This window comes from Polyangium fumosum (assembly GCF_005144585.1).
Lineage (GTDB): Bacteria > Myxococcota_A > Polyangia > Polyangiales > Polyangiaceae > Polyangium > Polyangium fumosum.
The window spans coordinates 20,947-39,449 of sequence record NZ_SSMQ01000094.1 but is presented as its reverse complement, the minus strand read 5'-3'; the positions used below and the strand labels follow the sequence as shown (position 1 = coordinate 39,449).

Below are 18,503 nucleotides of genomic sequence, written 5' to 3'. Positions count from 1 at the left end.
TCAAAGTCCAAATATGGGGGCGGTAGCCTGCAAGACTCAGCAGCGGAAGAGCCGGATGGTGGAAATCTCCTTGTCCGGATCTGGTGAGGGCCCCGGGGCAGTCGACCGGGGCTACTCGACACTTCCGCTCATACCCCCGCGTGAACTTCTGCATCACCCGGAACGGCCCGACCACGCCCGCCTCCGCGAGCGCCTGCGTCAGCTCCTCTCCATACTCCTTCGCGAGGTACTCCGCCGCCTCCTCCGACAGCTCACTCACGTCCTTGAGAACGAGCTTCTCCCCCGCCTCGCTCGCCGCGGCCGCCGCCTTCATGAACTTGTTCCCCAGCGCCATCGCGACCGGCGAGAACATCACCGCCGCGGCCGCCGCCTGGAGCCGCGGATCGTTTGGCCCGTCGGCATTCATCCCCCCGACGATCCCGTATTCCTTCCCGTCGGGCCGATGGAGGTCCTCGTTCATTTGCAGGTTGAAGATCGCCCCCGCGATCACCACCTGCTCCAGGAGCGCCCCGGCCCGCGTCTTCTGCTTCCGCGCCGGGCAGCCTTCCTTCGTCTGCTCGCACGACGTGACGTTCAACGGCTTGCGGTCCGCCGTGTTCACGAGCTGGGGGAGCGCGCCGCCTCGATCCACGAGCCCGTGTTCCTCGTCCGCCCACTTCGTCTCCCGCTGCGGGAGGATGGGCTCGCTCGATAAAACGCCTTCCCGCGGCAAGACTGGATCCTTCTGCTTGACCGGGGCTGAAGCACGCGGAGGCGGCGGGCCCTCCTTCGGCTGCGGAACGCGATGTTTCTCGACGCGCTTCTCGACGCTGCCCTCGTCGTCGCCGCCTTTGTGTTCCTCGTCCCCGCCGCGCTTGCCACGCGCTTTGCTCGTGCTCCCGTCCTCCGCTTTCTTCTCTTCTTTGGGCGGCTCCTTCGCCGGCGCCGGTTTCGGCGGCGGCGGGCATTTCAGCGTGTTGTACGGGATGGGCAAAATGCGCACGCTCTCTGGCGGGGCATGAGGGTCAAAAATATACGTGGCGCGCCCCTCGACCTTCCGCGCGAACTCCACCCGGCTGCGCGTGGTCCACACCGTCGCCGACCCTTGCTCATAGGCCCACTGGGTCATGCCGGGCGGGACGTCCGGCGGCTTGACGCAGACCCGGAACTCCAGCGTGTGCGCGGGCGAAGCGCAGAAGAGAAGGGTCAGCGTCAGCAGGGACGAGGTGAAGACGTCACGACGCATGGGACCTCCCGCGCCGAGGGTACCAGTCCTTCGAGCCCAATCAATGACCATCCGCTTCTCACAGCCCGCCATTTCCGCGCTGGGGCGGTTGCCCGCCCCGCGGGACGCGTGGTAGGGCGTGTCCTCATGGCTCGCTCCCTCGTCCTCGCCGCCCTCCTGCTCACGGCTGGCTGCCATTCCGCAAGTCCGACGAACCAGGTATCGCCATTGCCGGTCGCACCGCCGGTCTCCGCGGCGAGCCCGTCAAAACCCCGTGAAATCGTCGTGGAGCGGGGGACCGTCCGGCACGAGAATGGCACCGATGTGCCGTACGAGCTCGGCACGCTCTTGGTGCCCGAGAACAGGCGAAACCCCAAAAGCCGCATGATCGGCGTCGGGTTTGCCCGCATCAAGGCGCCTCGGCCCACCGGCGCGCCGCCCGTGTTCTGGCTACCGGGAGGTCCCGGTCTGAGCGTGCTCGGCGCGTTCACCGACGACGATGCGGCTGCCAAGAACCGACTCCGGTCCTGGTTGACCTTCGGGGCCGTGGGAGACCTCGTCGTGGTCGAACAGCGCGGGTGTACACGCCGCGGCGAAATGCTCGAAGCCATGAGCGAAGCCTTGCCCCTGGATCAACCCGGCTCGGCGCGCGCGGAAGCCGAGGCCATGCGTGCCTTGGCCAAGGCGGCCGTTGCGGCGAACCCCGACAAGGACCTCTCGGGCTACGACATCGGCGAGCTCGTCGCGGATGTGGACGACCTTCGCCGGGCGCTCGGTTATGAAAAGATCAGCCTGTTCGGAGGGAGCTTCGGCTCGCAGTGGAGCTTCGCGGTGATGCGCCTCCATCCCGAAACCGTCGCGCGCGCGGTGCTCTCGGGCGTGGAGCCGTTGAACAATGGCTATGACATGCCCTCGCACGTGTTCGCGGCGCTGCAACGTATCGCGAACGACGCCGACCGGAATCCTGGGCTCGCGCCTTATCTACCCGCGGGCGGCGTCATGGAAGCCGTGCGCGTGCTGCGCCTTCGTTTCGCCGAGAAGCCGGCGGCCGTACAGGCCAAGGACGAGGCCGGACGCGAGCGCACGGTGGTCCTCGGGGCGGAAGACCTCCAGCTCGCCCTGCAGTCGCATACGCAGGAAGGCGAGCAATGGCCAGCGTTCATCTTGTCGCTGTATCACGGGCACTACGAGGCTTGGGCGCGCGAGGTCCTCGAAGAGCGAAAAGCGAGCAAGACGAAGCTCATCGGTCCCCTGGTCGACAGCAGCCTGGGTGTCACCGCCGCGCGTGAGCAAAAGCTACGGACCGATCCGGCCGTCGAGATGCTGGGCACATGGAACTTCGAGTCGAACATCGCTTCCGCGCCCGACTGGCCGACCCGCGACATGGGCGACGCGCTGCGCGAGCCGGTCGAGAGCCCGATCCCGGTCGTGTTCGTGCATGGGGATTGGGATACGTCGACGCCGGTCGAAAATACCCTGGACCTCAAGCCTTACTTTCCGAACGGCCATGCGATCGTCGTCCATCGCGCCGGCCACGACGGCACGTTTTATCAGCTTCGCGGAGAACCGGCTGTGAAGCAGGCAGTGTATACATTCCTCGAGACCGGCAAGATGGAAAACCTCCCCGCCGAGCTGACGTTGCCGGTGCCCACGTTCGAGGTGCCGTCGTTTGCGCCTCCCGCGCGCGCAAGGTGAAAGAGGCGGCGGGGCGCAAATGAGCGCCGCCGCCCGGCCTGTGCTTACGGGGCGTGTATGCCGGGGATCACCGTACCTTCGCAGGTCGCAAGCACCCGGCTCCGGACCTCGAGGATCGGCATGGGGGGATCATCCAAGTCCGGACGCGGGTGGATCTGTCCGTCCCGGCCGACGACCGCGACGTCGCAGTCCGCGCGTGCGGCCTCGAGTCCAACGATGCGACCGTCGCGGATGCGGATGGCGACACCACTTGCGCCGCACGCCGCACATTCGATGTCGAGCCCGTTGAGGTGGAGGCCCCGTACGAGGAGATCGCGCAACAAGGGATCGCCGATGTTGCCCGCCTGGAGCGCACCCTTGAAATACACCCACGGCCGGATCCGGCCCTCATCGTCGAGCCTCCAGCGGAGCGCATCGCCGATGCGGTAAAACAGATCCTCCCAGGGCAGACGGCTGGGACAGTAGCCCCACTGGAATGCGATCAGGTCTTTGGGGCGCGTCGCGATCTCCACACGGCATCCAGGACATCGCACTCGCGCCACGAGATGGGCGTACGACGGCATGGGCGGAGCGTAGCCCCACGACGAAGGCGAGGCCATCCCATGAGTGCGAGTCGTCTTTGCAGAGGTGAGCCCACGGAAGCGGACGCGAATGCGCGGAGGGACGGGGGGTCTCAGGCGGCCTGGCGAGATCACGCGCGGCGATCTCGCGCGCTTCGGCGGGTGACGCGTCATCGGAGCATCAATAATATCCGATCTGCCAATCCCAGCCGTGGTCGATGTGGCCGAGGTTGTCGGTGAACTCCCAGCCGACGATCGCGCCGCTCACGTCCTTCGTCCAATGGAAGGTGTAGACCGAGGCGGCGCCGGGGGCGGGCGAGGCAACGTTGGGATGGAGATCGACGTCCGCGTCGTCATAGGCGATCGTGACCGTGTCGCCGCCGATGGTGGCGCCATTCAGCGCGATGTCCCAGTTCACGGTCGCGAAGCCATTGTTGCCGGGGATGATCGTGATACGGCTGTGGTCGCTCCCCAGCGGGGTGTTCGGCTGCCCGAAGCCGAGCTGGAAGTCGACGCGGATCCCCGGATCGATGGTGTTGTAGATGTTATGGAAGAGGACGCAGCCCTGGCCGTAGCCCGAAGGGGAGCCGTCCGGGATCATCTCCTCGCAGCAGTACGATTTGCCGTCGGGCGCCTGGTAATAGTGGGGATGTTGGGGGTAGGCGGAGCAGGCGCCGACGAGCGGACTGCCGATGTTTTTCTTGTTCACGGCCTCGGCGTGGCCCGCGAGGAAGGCCTGGGCGATCACGAGTCCTGCGGCGGCGAGCTTGAGCGTGTTCTTCATAAGCTGTCTCTCCCTGGGCGCGAAGGGCGCGAACCCTCTTGAGCGGCCTTCTCCGGCCACGTTGGGACTACGATTCCGGGGGGCGAGACCTGACGAGGCTCGAAGAAAATAAATCACTCGCTCCGTGGATGAGGATTCGTTCACACCCCCAGCCCGTGGTTGGCCGCCGCATCGAAGCGTGCTACGCGCCGAGGAGGCAGCAATCCTGGTTTCTTCGTCCTGCGTTCGGAGCCGCTCGATCACGTGCTCTCGAGGTGGGCGTGAAGAGAGAGTCAGCATGAGCGGATGGACGCGCGGGCCGGTGGGGCAGGGGATGGGGAGGGGCCTCTGGGGCGTCGCGCTCGCCCTCACGCTGACGGGGTGCGCCTCGTTCGAGCCTCCGCCCTCGAAGACGGCGGCCGAGCTGCTCGCGGCCGGCGATCCCGGGGCCGCGCTCGATGCGGCCGCTTTCTCCTCGAAGGTGGACGAAGGCACACGGGAGCGCATCGCGCGCGCGGTGATGGCGGCCGCGGGGCCAAGCATCACGGTCGACGTGGTCCCGCCGGACGAGCTGAGAAAGACGACGGGAATCCACCTCCTGCGCGCCGTGGATCCCGCGTGGGTCTTCTTGCGCGTGCACGGCTCGGCGCGCAACGCGGCGCTCGGCGCCGTGAGCGCGCGTGTGCACGTCACGTCCGAGGACAAGGCGTTGCTCGTGATCGGCAAGGACGCGAAGTCGCTGACCGTGCTCACGGGCGAGACCTATCCGCCCGATATCGAGCACTCGAAGCTCACGACCGGCGATTTTCCGTTTCCTTTGCACCTGCTCACGGCAGGCGTGCTCACGGTGCTGACGGCGCGCGTGGACACGACGTATTCGCGGCCGCCGGAGGAGATCGTGCGCGCCGCGGTGCCGCGCGCCCTCTTGCTCGAGAAGGCGCTCGCCGGGAGCTGCGCGAAGGGTCCTTGTGAAGACCGCTTCGTGCTCAGGCGCCCGCAGCGTGAGGACGCGCCGCTCTCGCTCGACGTGATCGTGAACGTCACGCGCCCCTCGGGCGTGGTCGTGTCAGCGGTGGCGACGGTCCCCGTGCCCGAAGGGGGCCGGCTCGAGGAGCGGCTCGCACGTGCGGCGACGAGGCTCGCCGTCGCGGAGCTGCCGGGCGCGCGCGTGGCGATCGGCCCGGACGCCGTGAAGGAAAGGCGCGCTTGTGATCGCGACTCTCTCGTGCGCTTGCGCGATTCGGCCTGCGCCCCGAGCGCGCCGTGGCCCACGGACGAGATCACGCCGATCGGGCTCGAATTGCCGAAGGTCCCCGAGCGGCTCGGCACGCCGAAGGAGAGCCTCGCGGCGCGGCCCTACGGGTGGACCGATACGAGCGATACGAAGTATGCGCCGACGCCCCTGCACTCGCTGCTCGACACGTCCCTACCCGTCGCGGCGAAGGTGGAGGGCGGTGTGCTCGCGTGCGACACCGAGGCGTTCAACATTCCGAACGATGATGCCGATCGCGTGTTCGCAAACGTGACGATCGGCGACGAGACGTTCCGGGCAAGCGGCGAAGATTTCGCGTTCCCCCTGGTCTCGCTCGGCCCAACATCCAAGGTTCAGGTGTCCTTTTACGACTGGGACTGGTTGAGCGGCAACGACCACCTCGCCAGCCTCACGCTGAAGCGCGAGGGCGCCACGATGGCAGGCGCCATCGGCTCCGCGGCCCGCCTCGATCGAACGCACGTGACCATGAAGTGCCACATCTTCGATCGGGGCGCCGTGGAGGCGGCGTTCGCGAAGGCGTGGTACCGCGCGGCGGACGCTCTCGACGCGTGCGTCGAGTCGCCCGTCGTCGTGCATCCGGAGAAGCGTGATTTTGGTCTCGGCGACTCCCCTCTTCACGAGGCGCAGCGCCGCGTGACCGCTGCGGCGGCCTTCGTGGGGTGGAGTGATCCGCGGGTCGCAGGGCTCGTGTCTCGTTGGGAGGAGCAGAACAGGCGATTCGGGGCGGGCATACGGCGCGCGATCGAGGGGCTCAAGACGGACCCTGCGGGCAGGGTCGTGCTGGAGCGCTCGGATTCGCCCGAGAGGAAGATTCATGGAGCGAGAGCGCGCTGCGGCGAGGCGGTGAAGCGCGAGATCGAGGCGAAGGGCAAGGCCGCGGCGGCACAATACGACGCTGCGTATCTCCCGAACATCTGCGCGATCGATATCGATGTCGAGAATCTCGACAAGTACCCGATGTATCCGAGCTGGTTCAGCGACAGGAGTCAGATCGTGCTCGACGATGGCAATGTGATCGACGTGGCCGTCCTCGCCGGCGGCGAGATCGCGCCGGGGACGCGGGCAAAGTTTTCGCTCGTGCCCAAGCGGACGCCACGTCCCTCGTCACGCGCGGCGAAGCCGTGGAGGTTCGTCGCGCGCGGCTTGCGCTGGACGGAGTTCGTGCCCCTCTCGCCGCCGTGAGTCGATCGTCTCCCGAAGCCTGGCGGTCATCGCTTGCTTGCTTTGGGCGCCTTGATCGGCAGGTACCCCAGCACCGCCGGCTCGAGCACGTCCCAGTGCGCCGTGTACGAGGCCCCGATCTTCGCGGCGAATGTATAGGCTGCCGCATCGCCGATGGCGAGGGCGCTCGGCAGAGCCAGCGCGACACCCGCCTTGTGGTGCTCGTTGCCCACGTCGAGGGAGGCGCGCCCGCGCGTCCAGCGAAAATGGGCGTCCAAGACCGACCGATACAGCGCCGTGGTGCGCACCTGGAAGGCGAGCCCGTCGCGCGTGTAGGTGAGATCAAGCTCGCCCCCGTCCGACTTCACCTTGTACGCCGCATTCGGCCGCGAAAACCCCTTTGATTGCAGGAAGGCGCCGATGTCCCGCTCGATGGCGGCCACGAACGGCGCGAAGATTTCGGTGACATTTTGCAGCTTGCGCTCCGGGGAGACCGGCTCCGCGAAGACGTTGAAGCTCGTGACGACACACGCCACCTCGCCGTCGGCGTCGAGGCCGAAGTAGGTCGCATACGTCCCGTCGCCGTCGCCGGAGCGGAAGATCATCACGCTTTCGCTCGTGCTCCCTTGGGGCCGATGCGCCACCCACCGGCCTCCATTCGCGCGAAGCTCGGGGCTCACGACGTCGTAATAGCTCCCATAGGAGGGGCCCTCCGCCTTCCGGCGCGCGGCGTCCGCGTCGCGGAGGTGACGCAGGGCGGCTTCGTCGGCGAAGCAGCCGAGCCCCGCGTCGACGGGATACCCGAAGAACTGGCCCTCGCGCAGGTCTGCTGCATCTTGCCCGGCGATCGTGGCGAGCTCGAAATGGTCGATGGTCGTTTTCCGCAGTCGGATCTCGGCGAATCCGATCACCGACCCCTCTTTCGCGACGAAGAGATGAACGGGGTATTTCCCCGGCGCGAGGAGGCGCTCGAAGGGGGGCCGCTCGGGCTGCATCAGGGGATCGCAGGCCACGAGGCGCCCCGTGGTGATCACGATCTCGCCGGCGGGAACGACCTCCTTCACGCCGGCGGCCTTCTTGCCGGCGAGGTGGGCGTTGCGAATCGGGAGGAACGAGCGGGGGAGCGCGTAGCCGGGGGCGTTCATCACGCGAGACCCTACCCGATCTCGGCGGCGCCCGCGACGAGCGCCGCGGCGACGCGGGCGATGGCCGCCGGGCCCATGCTGAGGCGCGTGATCCCGAGCCCGACGAACGTCGCCGCGAGTTTTGGATCCGCCGCTGCCTCGCCGCAGACGGAGACGGCGCGCCCTGCGGCCTGGCCCGCTTTCGACACACGATCCACGAGGTCCAGCACCGCCGGATGTCCCGCGTCCGCGAGCGCCGCGAGCCTCGGATGGCCTCGCTCCGCCGCGAGCGTGTATTGCGTGAGATCGTTCGTCCCGATGCTGAAGAAATCGACATGCGGCGCGAGCCGATCCGCGAGCAGCGCCGCCGCCGGCACCTCCACCATGATGCCCAGCGGGACGGGCCAGAGGTACGGCTTTCCCGCGGCGTCGAGCGTCCGCGCGGCGCGCGCGAGGGCCGCCTTCGTGGCCTCGATTTCGGTCGCCGTCGATACCATCGGGAGCATGACCCGCACGTCCCGGCCCCGGCCGGCGCGGAGGATCGCGCGGAGCTGCGTCTCCAAGAGGTCGGGCCGATCGAGGGAGAGGCGAATGCCGCGGAGGCCGAGGTAAGGGTTTTCTTCGGGGGGAACGTGCAGCCAGGGCAAACGCTTGTCCCCGCCCGCGTCGAGCGTACGAATCACGACGGGCGCGCCGGGGAAGGCGGCGAGGACCTCGGCATACAGGTCCGCTTGTTCGTCCTCGCCGGGCGCGTCGCCGCGGTCGAGGAAGAACATTTCCGTACGCAAAAGGCCGATCCCGAAGGCGCCTGCTTCCTTGGCGGCGCGCGCCTCCAGCGCGCTCGCGGCATTGGCCCAAAGCTCGACGGTCGGGCCGGAGGGAAGGGGGACCTTGCCTTGAAGGGCCGCCACGGAGCGCCGCGCGGCCCGTTCTTCGGCGCGGCGGCGTTCGAGATCGGCCGTGAGGTCCGGGGGTGGATCGACCCACACCTCGCCGGTCGAACCATCGAGGCCAAGGCGGGCAGGGGATGCGGGCAGATTCTTCAGCATCGAGGCGGCTCCGAAGACCGCGGGAATGCCGGCGCCGCGCAGGAGGATCGCGGCGTGGGAGGTCGGGCCGCCGCGCAGGTCGACGACGCCGAGTACACGCGTGGGGTCGAGGCGCGCGGCTTCACTCGGCAAGAGCTCGTCGGCGAGGAGGAGGGCCGGCGGGCCTTCGGGCAGGACGGCCGCCGGCGCGGCGCCGAGCGCGCGCAAGACGGCGAGCTCGACGTCGCGCAGGTCGGCGATACGAGCGCGCATGTAAGGGTCGTCCGCGTTCGCGAGGGCCAGGGCCGCGCGCTCGATGCCCTCGTGGAAAGCCGCGGCGGCATGCTGGTGCTGGTTCGTGATGAGCTCACGGGCCGCCTGCAGGATGACGGGATCCCGGAGCAACGTGGCGTGCAGGGTCGCCATGTCGTCTCGGCCAAACGCGCCGCGGATCTCCGCCTCGACCTCGTCGAGCGCGGCCGTGAGCCGACCGAGCTCCGCGGGGGGATCTTTGGGGAAGGCATGCGAGAAACGGATCTCGGCTCGTTCCAGGCGGACACACGGCCCCACGGCAACACCGGGCGCAATGGGGATCCCGCGCTCGTTCGTGGTCGTTTCGGGGGGCGGCAGCGGGGGCGCATCGGGCGTCGCGCCGAACGTGCGCACGAGGGCGGCAAGGGCGCGGACGGCGGCCTCCGCCTGGCGCCCCGAGGCGGCGATGCGCAAAACATCCCCCCGCCGCGCCTGGAGCCCCGCGAGGAGGATGATGCTGTCCGCCGCGCGCGGTCCCTTTCCATTCGTTCGATTTTCGATCGCGACCTTCGCGTCGAACTGGGCGGCCGAGGACACGAGCCGCGCCGCGGGGCGCGCATGCAGGCCGTGCTCGTCCCCGAGGACGGCGTCCTCCAAAAACACGTTTTCCGTGCTCTCTTCGACCGACGCGGGCGCGGGGGCGGGCATGGCCTCCCCGAGCTGCTCCTCCTTGGCCACGAGCCCTCGTCGTGCCTCGGCCGCGACCTCGTCGAGCGTCCCGCCGCCCGCCGCGCGCACGGCCGCGGCCACGGCGCCTTCGACGAAGGGCCCGGCCGAGAGCCGCGTCTTCGCCGCAATCGACACATCCACGAGATCGAGCGCGGTCTCGGCGCTCAAGAGGGCGCTGCCGAGATCCATCAAGACGACCACGCCCCTCGCGCCGGCCGCGCGTTCGAGCGCCGCCACGATGGCCATGGCGTCGGTGCCGAGCGCCTCGCCCGCCTCGCCGACCCCGGCCGCGCATTCGACGACCACTGCATCGCCCGTCATCTGCGTCGCGAGCGCGCGCGTGGCCTCGGCGAGCGCGCGGCTATGGGAGACGAGGACGAGCCCGACCGTCGTTTTGCTCATTCCGCTCCCGCCTCGGCGAGGCTCTGGAGCAGGAGCCACATCGACGTGGCGCCCGGATCCTGATGGCCCGCGCTTCGCTCCCCGAGATAACTCGCCCGTCCTTTGCGCGCCACGAGCGGAATCGTCGCCTCCGCGCCCAGCCGCGCCGCCTCGGCCGCCTGCGCGAGCGCTTCGGCGAGCGAGACCCCCTCCGCGCCCTCGAAGGCCCGGATCGCCGGCCCCAGCGCGTCGACCATCGTCTTGTCGAGCGGCTCGGCTTTGCCGCGCTTCTGGATCCCCGCGAGCCCGGCCGCGAGCGATTGCAGGATCACCACGCGATCGATCTCCGGTTTCCCCGCCGAGATTTTCGCCGCTTCCAGGAACAAGGTCCCGTAGAGCGGCCCGCTCGCGCCTCCGACGGTCGAGAGCAACGTCATGCCCACCATTTTCAGGATTGCGCCGATGTCGTCGCGGGGAAACTCCGCGAGCTTGCCGCGCACGGCCGAGAAGCCACGCGCCATGTTCGCCCCGTGATCACTGTCGCCGATGGCCGCGTCGAGTTCGGTCAGCGTTTTCTCGTTTTCCTCGATCACCTCGGCCGCGCGCTCGATCCACTGGACCACGGTGTCCGCGTTCAAGATTCCGCTCTCCATGTCACACCCCCCAGCGCAGCGCCGCCGTGTGCACGGGCGCGTCCCAATACCGGACCATCTCCTCGTCGACCTGGAGGAGGGTGATGGACACGCCCGCCATTTCGAGCGAGGTGATGTACGGCCCGACGAGGCTCCGCACGACCCGCAGGCCCCGCGCCGCCGCGATCTCGTGCGCCTTGCGGAACACCACGTACAGCTCGAGGAGCGGCGTCGCGCCGAGGCCATTGACGAAGAGGAGCACGTCTTTTCCAGCCTGGAACGGGAGATCGTCGAGGATCGGATGCATCAGCATCTCCGTGATGCGATCGGCGGGTTCGAGCTTCGCGCGCCTTCGACCGGGCTCGCCGTGGATCCCGATCCCGACCTCCATCTCGTCCGGCCCGAGCTCGAACGAGGGTTTCCCCGCGTGCGGCACCGTGCACGGGCTGAGCGCGATCCCCATGCTGCGCCCGTGCTCGTTCACGCGCCGGCCGAGGGCCGCGACGTCCGCCAAGGCGCGCCCCGCCTCGGCCGCGGCGCCGCAGATCTTCTCGACGAGCACCGTCGCCCCGACGCCGCGGCGCCCCGCCGTGTAAAGGCTGTTCTCCACGGCCACGTCGTCATTCACGAGCACGGTCTCGGTGGTGATTCCGAGGTCGCGCGCGAGCTCGCCGGCCATCTCGAAATTCATGACGTCGCCGGTGTAGTTCTTGACGATGTGGACGACGCCCGCCCCGCCGTCGACGGCGCGCGTGGCCTCGAGGATCTGATCCGGCGTGGGGCTCGTGAACACCGCGCCGGGACACGCGGCGTCGAGCATGCCGCGCCCGACGAACCCCCCATGCAAAGGCTCGTGCCCGCTGCCGCCCCCGGAGAGCACCGCGACCTTGCCCCGCACGGGCGCGTCGGCGCGCACGAGGAAAGCCGGGTCGACGTGGACGCGGAGGAGGCCCGGGTGCGCGAGGGCCATGCCCGCCAGGGCCTCCTTCACGAGATCGGAAGGCGCGTTGAGGAGCTTCTTCATCGCGCGGAGGATACCGAAAGAGGGGAGCGGCCCGCGAGCGGAAACGGCGGAGGCGGGAGAGAGGCGGGGGCGGAGAATGAAGACGGCGAAACCTTCGTGCGAGCGTACCGCGCGGATGGCCCTTGCCGTTCGGCGTGACGACTGCACGTTCCGGACAGGAAGGGGGATTCATGCTCAAGAATTTCATTCGTTCGTTGCTCGTGGCAGGCGTGTTGGGTGCGGGGCTCGGCGTGGTCGCGGCGCCGTCCGCGGCCCGTGCGGACATCCCGGCGGATCCGGAGCTCGTCGCGGAAGACGTGGGCGTGTCCGAGGATGCCTTGAACGAGTCCGACGAAGCCGTAGACGAAGCCGAGGATGCCCTGAGCACCCAACCGTGGGACCGTCGTTATGACCGTCGCTACGATCGTCGCTATGATCGTCGCTACGATCGTCGCTACGACCGTCGCTATGACGGTCGCTACGATCGTCGCTACGACCGTCGCTACGATCGTCGCTACGATCGTCGCTACGACCGTCGCTACCGTCGCTGGGATTGACGCAGATCCTGGACGAGCAGGCAGCTCATGAAGACCGCCCACCGGGAAACCGGTGGGCGGTGCTGTGATGTAAGGAGTCGACCATGCGCACCGTGCCGCGTCGATGGCTGATCGGGCTTGCCGCCGCTCATTTGCTTTTCGTGACGCTCGGAGCCGCGGACATGCCCTTGCTCCATGTCGGGCCCATCGGGCGCGTCCTCTCGCACTACAGCGACCTCTCGGGTGCAGGAACGGGGTACGGGTTTTTCGCGCCCGTGGCGCGTGACCAGCTCATGCTCCATTTCGATTTGATCGATCACGAGGGACGCAAAACGACGACCACCCTCGAAACGGGCGGGAGCCGCGAGGTCGACCTCCGCCTCTCCCATGTCGCGGCCGAGTTCCAGTATGACGATTCCGAGCGCCGGCGCGCCCTCGCCACCGCGCTCGCCGCGAGGATGTTCACCCGGAACCCGGAGGCGCGTGAGGTCGTCGTGCGCGCCGAAGACTTCGAATCGGTCTCGATGGAGGAGCACAGAAACGGGCGCACGCCGCGCGTGACGCCGGTCTACCAGGCGAAATTCAAGCGCGGATCTCGGTGAGACAGGGGGACATCATGGAACGGTCGATCCTGGATGAGCTCGCTGTGAAGGCACGCGTGCGCGGCGCCGTCGACGCCTTCTTGTTCGCCCCGGCCACGGCGCGGCCGCTCGCGGTCTTGCGCATCGGCCTCGCCCTCGTGCTGCTCGTGCAGGCCGCCACGCTTCGCCCCGAGGTCGTCGATTGGTTCTCGCGCGACGGCCTGTTCCAGGGCATCGGCAACGCCTCGAGCGCGTCGTTCGGGCCGCGCGTCCACGACCTGCTCGCAGGGCTCTCCTGGCTCGGGCTCGGCGAAGCGGGCGGCATTCGTGTCCTCGGCGCCGCCTACGTCGCGGCCCTCGCCCTGCTCGCCGTTGGCCTGGGCACGCGGCTCGCCGCCGGGGTCGCGTGGTTCCTCCACTGGACCTTCATGCTCAGCGCCGATCCGCTGGGCTACGGGGTGGACAAGTACGCCCACATTTTTCTTTTTTACCTGATATGGGTCCCCGCCGGCCGCGCGATCTCGCTCGACGCGACGCTCTTCCGTCCGGCGTCCGCGTCCACATCGACGGCGCGGTTCGGGCTGCGCGTGATGCAGATTCACATGGCCATCTCGTACCTCGCCAGCGGCATCGAGAAGGCCTCCGGCATCGACTGGTGGGACGGAGAGCTCCTCTTCCGGGCGCTCTCGTTCCCGGATTGCAAGCAATTCGACATGTCGTGGCTCGCGTTTTATCCCGCGATCTCGCAGCTCGCCTGCGTCGGCACGCTCGTCGTCGAGCTCGGGTATTGCGTGTTCATCTGGCCGCGGCGCACGCGGAGGTTGTGGCTCGCGGCGATCCTCGCGCTTCACGTCGGGATCGCCGTCTTCCTCGGCCTCCACTTCTTCGGCGCGATCATGTTCGTGCTGAACTTCGCGCTCTTCGGCGTCTCCCCCGAGCCGCGCCCCGATCAGGCCGCCTTTTTCGCAGGGGCGGAGGCCGGCGCGAGCTCGACCTTGACCCAGCCCGGCATGCGCCGATCGAATGCCTTGTAGGCGTCGATCACCGAGACGAGCGGCTCCCGGTTCGTGAGGATCTTCGTGGGATCCACGACGCCGCTCGCGACGAGGTCGAGCAGCTTCGGGATGAACCGGCGGTGCGGGCAGTTGCCCATGTTCACCGTGAGGTTTCGCGACATGGCGATGCCGATCGGGAACCATTTCATCTGCGGCGGATACACGCCGATGATGGACAACGTCCCGGCCTTCGCGAGCGCCTCCACGGCCCAGGTGAGCGCCTGCGACGGGGCATCCCCCGGGTGCCAGTTGTCGCCGTCCTCGTTCGTCCGCGGCGCCACCTGCTCGATCATTCGCTCGGCCTCTTTTTTCTCCTCGCGGCTGACCTTCGCCGGCCCGGCGTGCGGGCGGTTCGCGTCGACGCCGACGGCGTCGATCGCGCGGTCCACGCCGATCCCGTCGGTGAGGCGCTGGATCGTCTCGATCGGGTCCTCCTCGTTGTAATCGATGACCTCCGCGCCGAGCGCCCGCGCCATGTCGAGGCGCGAGGGAACGGTGTCGATCGCGAGGACCCGATCCGCGCCGAGCATCTGCGCGCTCACGATCGCGAAGAGGCCCACGGGCCCGCAGCCGAACACGGCCACGGTGTCGCCCGGCGTGATCTCGGCGATCTCCGCCCCGAAATACCCCGTCGGGAAGATGTCCGAGAGCAGGATCGCCTGATCGTCGCTCACGCCGTCGGGCAGCTTCACGAGGCCCACGTGCGCGAAGGGGACGCGGGCAAACTCGGCCTGGAGCCCGTCGAACGGGCCGGTCTGGATGGGCCCGCCGAAGAAGGCCGTCCCCGCCTGCTTGCCATTCGGGTTCTTGTCGCACTGCGATTGGTAGCCGGCTCGGCAATACGAGCAGGTGCCGCAGGCGATGGTCGAGGCGACGACGACGCGGTCGCCCTTCCGCAGGTTGCGCACGTCTTTGCCGAGCTCCTCGACGACCCCGACCCCCTCGTGCCCGAGGATCGTGCCCGGCTTCATCCCGGACATGGTCCCGCGGACGAAGTGCAGATCGGTCCCGCAGATCGCGCTCGCCGTCAGGCGCACGATCGCGTCCGTCGGCTCTTTGATCTTCGGCTCGCGGACGTCATCCAGCCGGATGTCGCCGACCCCGTGAAACACGACGGCTTTCATGCAGCCACCCCCTCGCCTGGGCCCTAACGCCGGCGACCCGTCTTGCCCAGGGAAGAAACATGCCTCGGATTGCTCGGTGCGCTCTTCACCCGCGCGCTCGTTTGCTCTATGAAGGACCCATGAGCTTCGTTGCACGGTGGGTGGGTGTGGTGGCGCTCGTGGGCGCTTCTTCCGCAGGTGTGGCGCGGGCGGACGAGGTCCCGGTCCCGGTCTCGGTCCCGAGTTCGGGGTCGGGCTCAGTGTCGGTCCCGGTCCCGGTCTCGGTCCCGGTCGCGGTCACGACAGGGGCCGCCGAGATTCAGCTCAAGAATGGCAGCACGATGCGCGGCACCCTCGTCAACGTCGAGCCGGGGCAACGCGTCATCGTCATCGTCGCGGGGGAGCAGAGCGTCATCCCGTGGAGCGAGATCGCCAAGATCGCGGGCGGCCCGCAGGAAGCCGCCGCCCCCGCGCCGCCGGCCGTCCCCGCGCCGCCGGCCGCCCCCGCGCCGCTCACGCCGGGGCTCGGCGTGCCGTTCCTCCACATCGAATCGGATTGGCCCAACGTGGAGCTCGCGCGGGTCGAGGGTGAGATAGGTGGCGGCGGCTACCAGCACCAACCGTACGTTGGGCCCAATGCGATCACCAAGTTCGTGTGCAGCGTGCCGTGCAATCGGCTCGTCGACGGTCGGGACGGCCATCGGTTCTTCATCAGCGGCCCCGGCATGTTCCCCGGCGAGTCCTTCCGCCTCGATTCCCAGGAGGGCCCTGTGACGGTGCGCGTCAAAGGCACCAGCATGGGCCGGTTCGCGTCGGGGATCCTCCTGGTGTCGATGGGCGGCGTGCTCAGCCTCGGCGGCGTCATGTTCACGGCTGCGAGTTTCACCATGGACACGAAGCCGACCCCCCAGGACCCGGACCCGATGAAGGACGTTCGGGCCGTCCGCACGATTGGCCTCGTCACGCTCGGCATCAGCGTGGCGTCGGTGGTCGGGGGGGCCATACTCCTGTCGGACGGCCGCACGCGGGTCGAGCTCGTCAAGGCGCAGGGCGCGAACACGGGCGTCGTGCTGGAGAACGGGGTTTTGCGGTTCTGACGGGATAAAGGCGGGCGCGGGGCGGCTTGTCACCCAGGCGTACGGGCTTAGGTACGTCGGGGAGGGCATGACCATGAAGCACGTTTTCCCGCTTCTCGCGCTTGGTCTCGGTCTCGTGACTGGCTTCGCGGCGGAGGCGTCGGCGCGGGATCCGGTCATCATCCAGCATCCGCCGCCGCGCGTGCCGGCGGTCGACGTGGAGCCGTTCCTCGACGCGGGGTGCGTCCGGAGCGACGACACGCTGGATTGCTCGGCCTCGCCCACGATTCAGCCCTTCGGGTGCTTCGGAAATACCCTGCACATCGACGAGGCGCTCGGCGGCCTCGCGCCGCGCGTGGCCATCGCGTCGTGCAACGCGGACGCGCGCGAAGATGGGGCTGTGGGGATCGTCAACCTCGGCTGCATGTTGCCGCAGAAGCGGCGCTATCTGCTGGCGACGGGCGGCGGGCGCTTCGAGCTGCTCGACACGGCTGCGGCGTTTCTCGAGCGCTTCGCCCCGGTGACCTCGCAGGCGGAGGCGCTCGGCTTCGCGGTCGCGCTCACGACGGCGACCCCGGAGGACACGATCGAGATCAACGACGGCCGCGATTTCCTGGTGGATCGCATCGAGACGACGAACGTCCGGAAGGTCCGGGGGGGATACCGGGTGCGGCTGTTCGACATGGAGGTCTGCGGGTGCGGGCTGCACCCGACGTCGGCGGTGGATTATTTCGTGCCGAATAGCGGGCGCGTGCGGGTCGCGGCTCGGGCGCAGGTGTATCAATTCTCAGGCTTCGTCTGCATCGATTGACAGGGGCGGCGAGCCCACGCGGGCGCATCGCGTGTGGACAAGGGCGCACCGATCGCCGATAGTTCCGGGCGGCCCATGCAGAGGACCGCCCGTTTTCCTGTCCTGTTCCCGCTCGTCGTGATGCTCGCTTGCGTCGCGTCGTGCAAGAAGAGCGATCCCCCGCCGCCCCAGCAGGATCCGCCGAAAGCTGCGGCGAGCGTGGCCCCGAGCGCGAGCGCGGCCTCGGCGCAGCCTGCGGGGCCGAAGGCCGTGCCCACGCTCGTCCTCGAAGAATTCGCGCCCGCGGGCGGCAGCAAGCCGGAGGCCGTGTTCGACGTCGAGGGCGCGATCGTCGTCACGCACAAGCAACGCGTCGGCCGGATTGCGGGCGACGGCGTCGAATGGCTGAAGGAGACGATCCCGCCCGAGATTGGCGGGCCGCAGGCGACGGTCATCGATTCCGTGCAAGGCCGCTGGCCCGACGCGATCGACGTGCTTTATCGCAGCGACAGCATGCGGGCGCCGGTGCCCTCGTACATGCCGCTGACCGGAAAGGGAACCCGCAAATCCTTCGCCTTGGGCGGTGGCCCGGCCGCGCTCAACGGCATCGCCCGGATCGGAGAATCGGTCCTGCTCCTGGGATGGTCCTACGCGTATGGGGACGGGATCTTTTTCTCGACTGTGCGCGGGCCCAAGCTCGATCGGAAGCAGCAGATGCCCACGGAGGCGGGGTGCAAGCCGGGGGAGGTCGAGCCCAGCGAGTTCATGCCGATTCGCCCCGCGATATGGGCGGACACGATCGCCGCCTCGAAATCGGGCGTGCTCGTCGCCGTCGGCCAGATGTGCCACACGCGGGGGCCGGCGCTGGAGGTGTGGGATGCGGACGCGACGAAATCGCGGTTCATCGATGTCCGGCCTCTGGTGAAGGACATCGGCTGGTGGCCGAAGCTCCTCGGCGGCAAGGACGAGGTTTGGCTGTATGCGGGGAAAAACAACCCGATTCTCCAGCTCAAAGGCGGCGAGCTCACGGCGCTGCCCCGGACCGCGGCGCCGCCGACGCTCGCGTTCGTCTCGACGAGCGGCGTCTTGCACGTGGTCGCGGGGCCCTCGCTCGAGCGATGGGAGGGCGGCCAATGGGTGGAGGTCGGAAAGCTCTCCTGGCCCATGATCTTCCGCACGATGGTCGTCGACGGCGACGCGATGTGGGCCTCCGCCGAGGGCAAGGTGTATCGGGTCCGCGAGGGGAAAGGCTGGTCGTTCGCGGAGGGGTGCAAGACGCCGCTCGTGTATCTCTACGACGTGAAACCTGGGAACGCGAACAACTTCACGTTCCCGGGGACCCGCAAGGCCCTCGCCACCTTCCCCGGCGTCGCCGACATTCGATTGGTCGAGTTTTCCGAGGGCGGGCGGCGGCTCGGCGTCGAGGTGAAGAACCAGGCGCAGGGGGAGGCCCTCATCTCGCACGTGAAGGCCACGATGCAGGACGAGAACCCGATCTTGATTTGCCACGCACCGGAGAAACCGCGCGTCATCGAGATCAAAGACGGGAAATGAGCC

The 18,503-nt window shown here is 68.6% G+C and carries 15 protein-coding genes and 1 pseudogene; 8 read left to right on the top strand and 8 right to left on the bottom strand.

From position 1 onward, the window contains the following. A pseudogene (locus E8A74_RS46660) lies at positions 1-1,225 on the bottom strand (hypothetical protein); the annotation flags it as partial. A gap of 126 nt (positions 1,226-1,351) precedes the next feature. On the opposite strand from E8A74_RS46660, the gene E8A74_RS46655 reads away from it, so the two are divergent. Beyond that, positions 1,352-2,899, top strand: a complete 1,548-nt coding sequence (locus E8A74_RS46655; RefSeq protein ID WP_136935648.1) for an alpha/beta hydrolase — start codon at positions 1,352-1,354, stop codon at positions 2,897-2,899. A 44-nt stretch (positions 2,900-2,943) separates the two neighbouring features. On the opposite strand, the gene E8A74_RS46650 is transcribed toward E8A74_RS46655, so the two are convergent. Together E8A74_RS46650 and E8A74_RS46645 are read right to left on the bottom strand one after the other, a co-directional pair. Continuing rightward, a complete protein-coding gene (locus tag E8A74_RS46650; RefSeq protein ID WP_136935647.1) occupies positions 2,944-3,411 on the bottom strand; it encodes a hypothetical protein in 468 nt (155 codons plus the stop codon). 229 nt (positions 3,412-3,640) lie between these two features. Beyond that, positions 3,641-4,243 (bottom strand): hypothetical protein, encoded by a 603-nt coding sequence (locus E8A74_RS46645; protein WP_136935646.1) that lies wholly within the window; start codon positions 4,241-4,243, stop codon positions 3,641-3,643. Positions 4,244-4,520: 277 nt separating this feature from the next. On the opposite strand from E8A74_RS46645, the gene E8A74_RS46640 reads away from it, so the two are divergent. Continuing rightward, positions 4,521-6,677, top strand: coding sequence for a hypothetical protein (locus E8A74_RS46640; RefSeq protein WP_136935645.1), 2,157 nt, complete (start codon positions 4,521-4,523; stop codon positions 6,675-6,677). A 26-nt stretch (positions 6,678-6,703) separates the two neighbouring features. On the opposite strand, the gene E8A74_RS46635 is transcribed toward E8A74_RS46640, so the two are convergent. From E8A74_RS46635 to dhaK, 4 genes are read right to left on the bottom strand one after another with little or no spacing between them, the layout of a single operon-like run. Further along, complete coding sequence (locus tag E8A74_RS46635; protein WP_136935644.1) at positions 6,704-7,801, bottom strand: DUF4241 domain-containing protein; 1,098 nt, start codon at positions 7,799-7,801, stop codon at positions 6,704-6,706. Between the two features lie 11 nt (positions 7,802-7,812). Next, positions 7,813-10,191, bottom strand: a complete 2,379-nt coding sequence (gene ptsP, locus E8A74_RS46630) for a phosphoenolpyruvate--protein phosphotransferase (RefSeq protein ID WP_136935643.1) — start codon at positions 10,189-10,191, stop codon at positions 7,813-7,815. Then, the gene (dhaL, locus tag E8A74_RS46625; RefSeq protein WP_136935642.1) at positions 10,188-10,823 is read right to left on the bottom strand and encodes a dihydroxyacetone kinase subunit DhaL; all 636 of its coding nucleotides are present in this window, start codon (positions 10,821-10,823) and stop codon (positions 10,188-10,190) included. The genes ptsP and dhaL overlap by 4 nt, the downstream gene beginning before the upstream one ends. Position 10,824: 1 nt before the next feature. Continuing rightward, on the bottom strand, positions 10,825-11,826 hold the full coding sequence (gene dhaK, locus E8A74_RS46620) for a dihydroxyacetone kinase subunit DhaK (RefSeq protein WP_136935641.1): 1,002 nt from the start codon (positions 11,824-11,826) through the stop codon (positions 10,825-10,827). A gap of 170 nt (positions 11,827-11,996) precedes the next feature. Between dhaK and E8A74_RS46615 the strand changes: the two genes are divergently transcribed. The 3 genes from E8A74_RS46615 to E8A74_RS46605 all read left to right on the top strand — a co-directional run bounded on the left by E8A74_RS46615 (position 11,997) and on the right by E8A74_RS46605 (position 13,956). Continuing rightward, positions 11,997-12,362: a hypothetical protein gene (locus E8A74_RS46615; RefSeq protein ID WP_136935640.1), complete on the top strand. Its 366-nt coding sequence runs from the start codon at positions 11,997-11,999 to the stop codon at positions 12,360-12,362. Positions 12,363-12,445: 83 nt separating this feature from the next. Then, positions 12,446-12,943, top strand: a complete 498-nt coding sequence (locus E8A74_RS46610) for a hypothetical protein (protein ID WP_136935639.1) — start codon at positions 12,446-12,448, stop codon at positions 12,941-12,943. A 14-nt stretch (positions 12,944-12,957) separates the two neighbouring features. Beyond that, positions 12,958-13,956, top strand: a complete 999-nt coding sequence (locus E8A74_RS46605; protein WP_136935638.1) for an HTTM domain-containing protein — start codon at positions 12,958-12,960, stop codon at positions 13,954-13,956. Here the strand turns inward: E8A74_RS46605 and E8A74_RS46600 are convergent. After that, positions 13,872-15,101, bottom strand: coding sequence for a zinc-dependent alcohol dehydrogenase (locus E8A74_RS46600; RefSeq protein WP_136935637.1), 1,230 nt, complete (start codon positions 15,099-15,101; stop codon positions 13,872-13,874). The genes E8A74_RS46605 and E8A74_RS46600 overlap by 85 nt on opposite strands. A 119-nt stretch (positions 15,102-15,220) precedes the next feature. Here E8A74_RS46600 and E8A74_RS46595 point away from each other — a divergent pair, with 119 nt between their 5' ends. The 3 genes from E8A74_RS46595 to E8A74_RS46585 all read left to right on the top strand — a co-directional run bounded on the left by E8A74_RS46595 (position 15,221) and on the right by E8A74_RS46585 (position 18,500). After that, positions 15,221-16,177, top strand: a complete 957-nt coding sequence (locus E8A74_RS46595) for a hypothetical protein (protein ID WP_136935636.1) — start codon at positions 15,221-15,223, stop codon at positions 16,175-16,177. Between the two features lie 73 nt (positions 16,178-16,250). Beyond that, on the top strand, positions 16,251-16,967 hold the full coding sequence (locus E8A74_RS46590) for a hypothetical protein (RefSeq protein ID WP_136935635.1): 717 nt from the start codon (positions 16,251-16,253) through the stop codon (positions 16,965-16,967). A 75-nt stretch (positions 16,968-17,042) separates the two neighbouring features. Then, the gene (locus tag E8A74_RS46585; RefSeq protein WP_136935634.1) at positions 17,043-18,500 is read left to right on the top strand and encodes a hypothetical protein; all 1,458 of its coding nucleotides are present in this window, start codon (positions 17,043-17,045) and stop codon (positions 18,498-18,500) included. Positions 18,501-18,503: the final 3 nt, after the last annotated feature.

Coding starts and splice junctions, on each gene's coding strand:
- E8A74_RS46655 (WP_136935648.1), top strand. CDS start 1,352: ATGGCTCGCTCCCTCGTCCTCGCCGCCCTCCTGCTCACGGCTGGCTGC.
- E8A74_RS46645 (WP_136935646.1), bottom strand. CDS start 4,243: ATGAAGAACACGCTCAAGCTCGCCGCCGCAGGACTCGTGATCGCCCAG.
- E8A74_RS46640 (WP_136935645.1), top strand. CDS start 4,521: ATGAGCGGATGGACGCGCGGGCCGGTGGGGCAGGGGATGGGGAGGGGC.
- E8A74_RS46635 (WP_136935644.1), bottom strand. CDS start 7,801: ATGAACGCCCCCGGCTACGCGCTCCCCCGCTCGTTCCTCCCGATTCGC.
- ptsP (WP_136935643.1), bottom strand. CDS start 10,191: ATGAGCAAAACGACGGTCGGGCTCGTCCTCGTCTCCCATAGCCGCGCG.
- dhaL (WP_136935642.1), bottom strand. CDS start 10,823: ATGGAGAGCGGAATCTTGAACGCGGACACCGTGGTCCAGTGGATCGAG.
- dhaK (WP_136935641.1), bottom strand. CDS start 11,826: ATGAAGAAGCTCCTCAACGCGCCTTCCGATCTCGTGAAGGAGGCCCTG.
- E8A74_RS46615 (WP_136935640.1), top strand. CDS start 11,997: ATGCTCAAGAATTTCATTCGTTCGTTGCTCGTGGCAGGCGTGTTGGGT.
- E8A74_RS46610 (WP_136935639.1), top strand. CDS start 12,446: ATGCGCACCGTGCCGCGTCGATGGCTGATCGGGCTTGCCGCCGCTCAT.
- E8A74_RS46605 (WP_136935638.1), top strand. CDS start 12,958: ATGGAACGGTCGATCCTGGATGAGCTCGCTGTGAAGGCACGCGTGCGC.
- E8A74_RS46600 (WP_136935637.1), bottom strand. CDS start 15,101: ATGAAAGCCGTCGTGTTTCACGGGGTCGGCGACATCCGGCTGGATGAC.
- E8A74_RS46595 (WP_136935636.1), top strand. CDS start 15,221: ATGAGCTTCGTTGCACGGTGGGTGGGTGTGGTGGCGCTCGTGGGCGCT.
- E8A74_RS46590 (WP_136935635.1), top strand. CDS start 16,251: ATGAAGCACGTTTTCCCGCTTCTCGCGCTTGGTCTCGGTCTCGTGACT.
- E8A74_RS46585 (WP_136935634.1), top strand. CDS start 17,043: ATGCAGAGGACCGCCCGTTTTCCTGTCCTGTTCCCGCTCGTCGTGATG.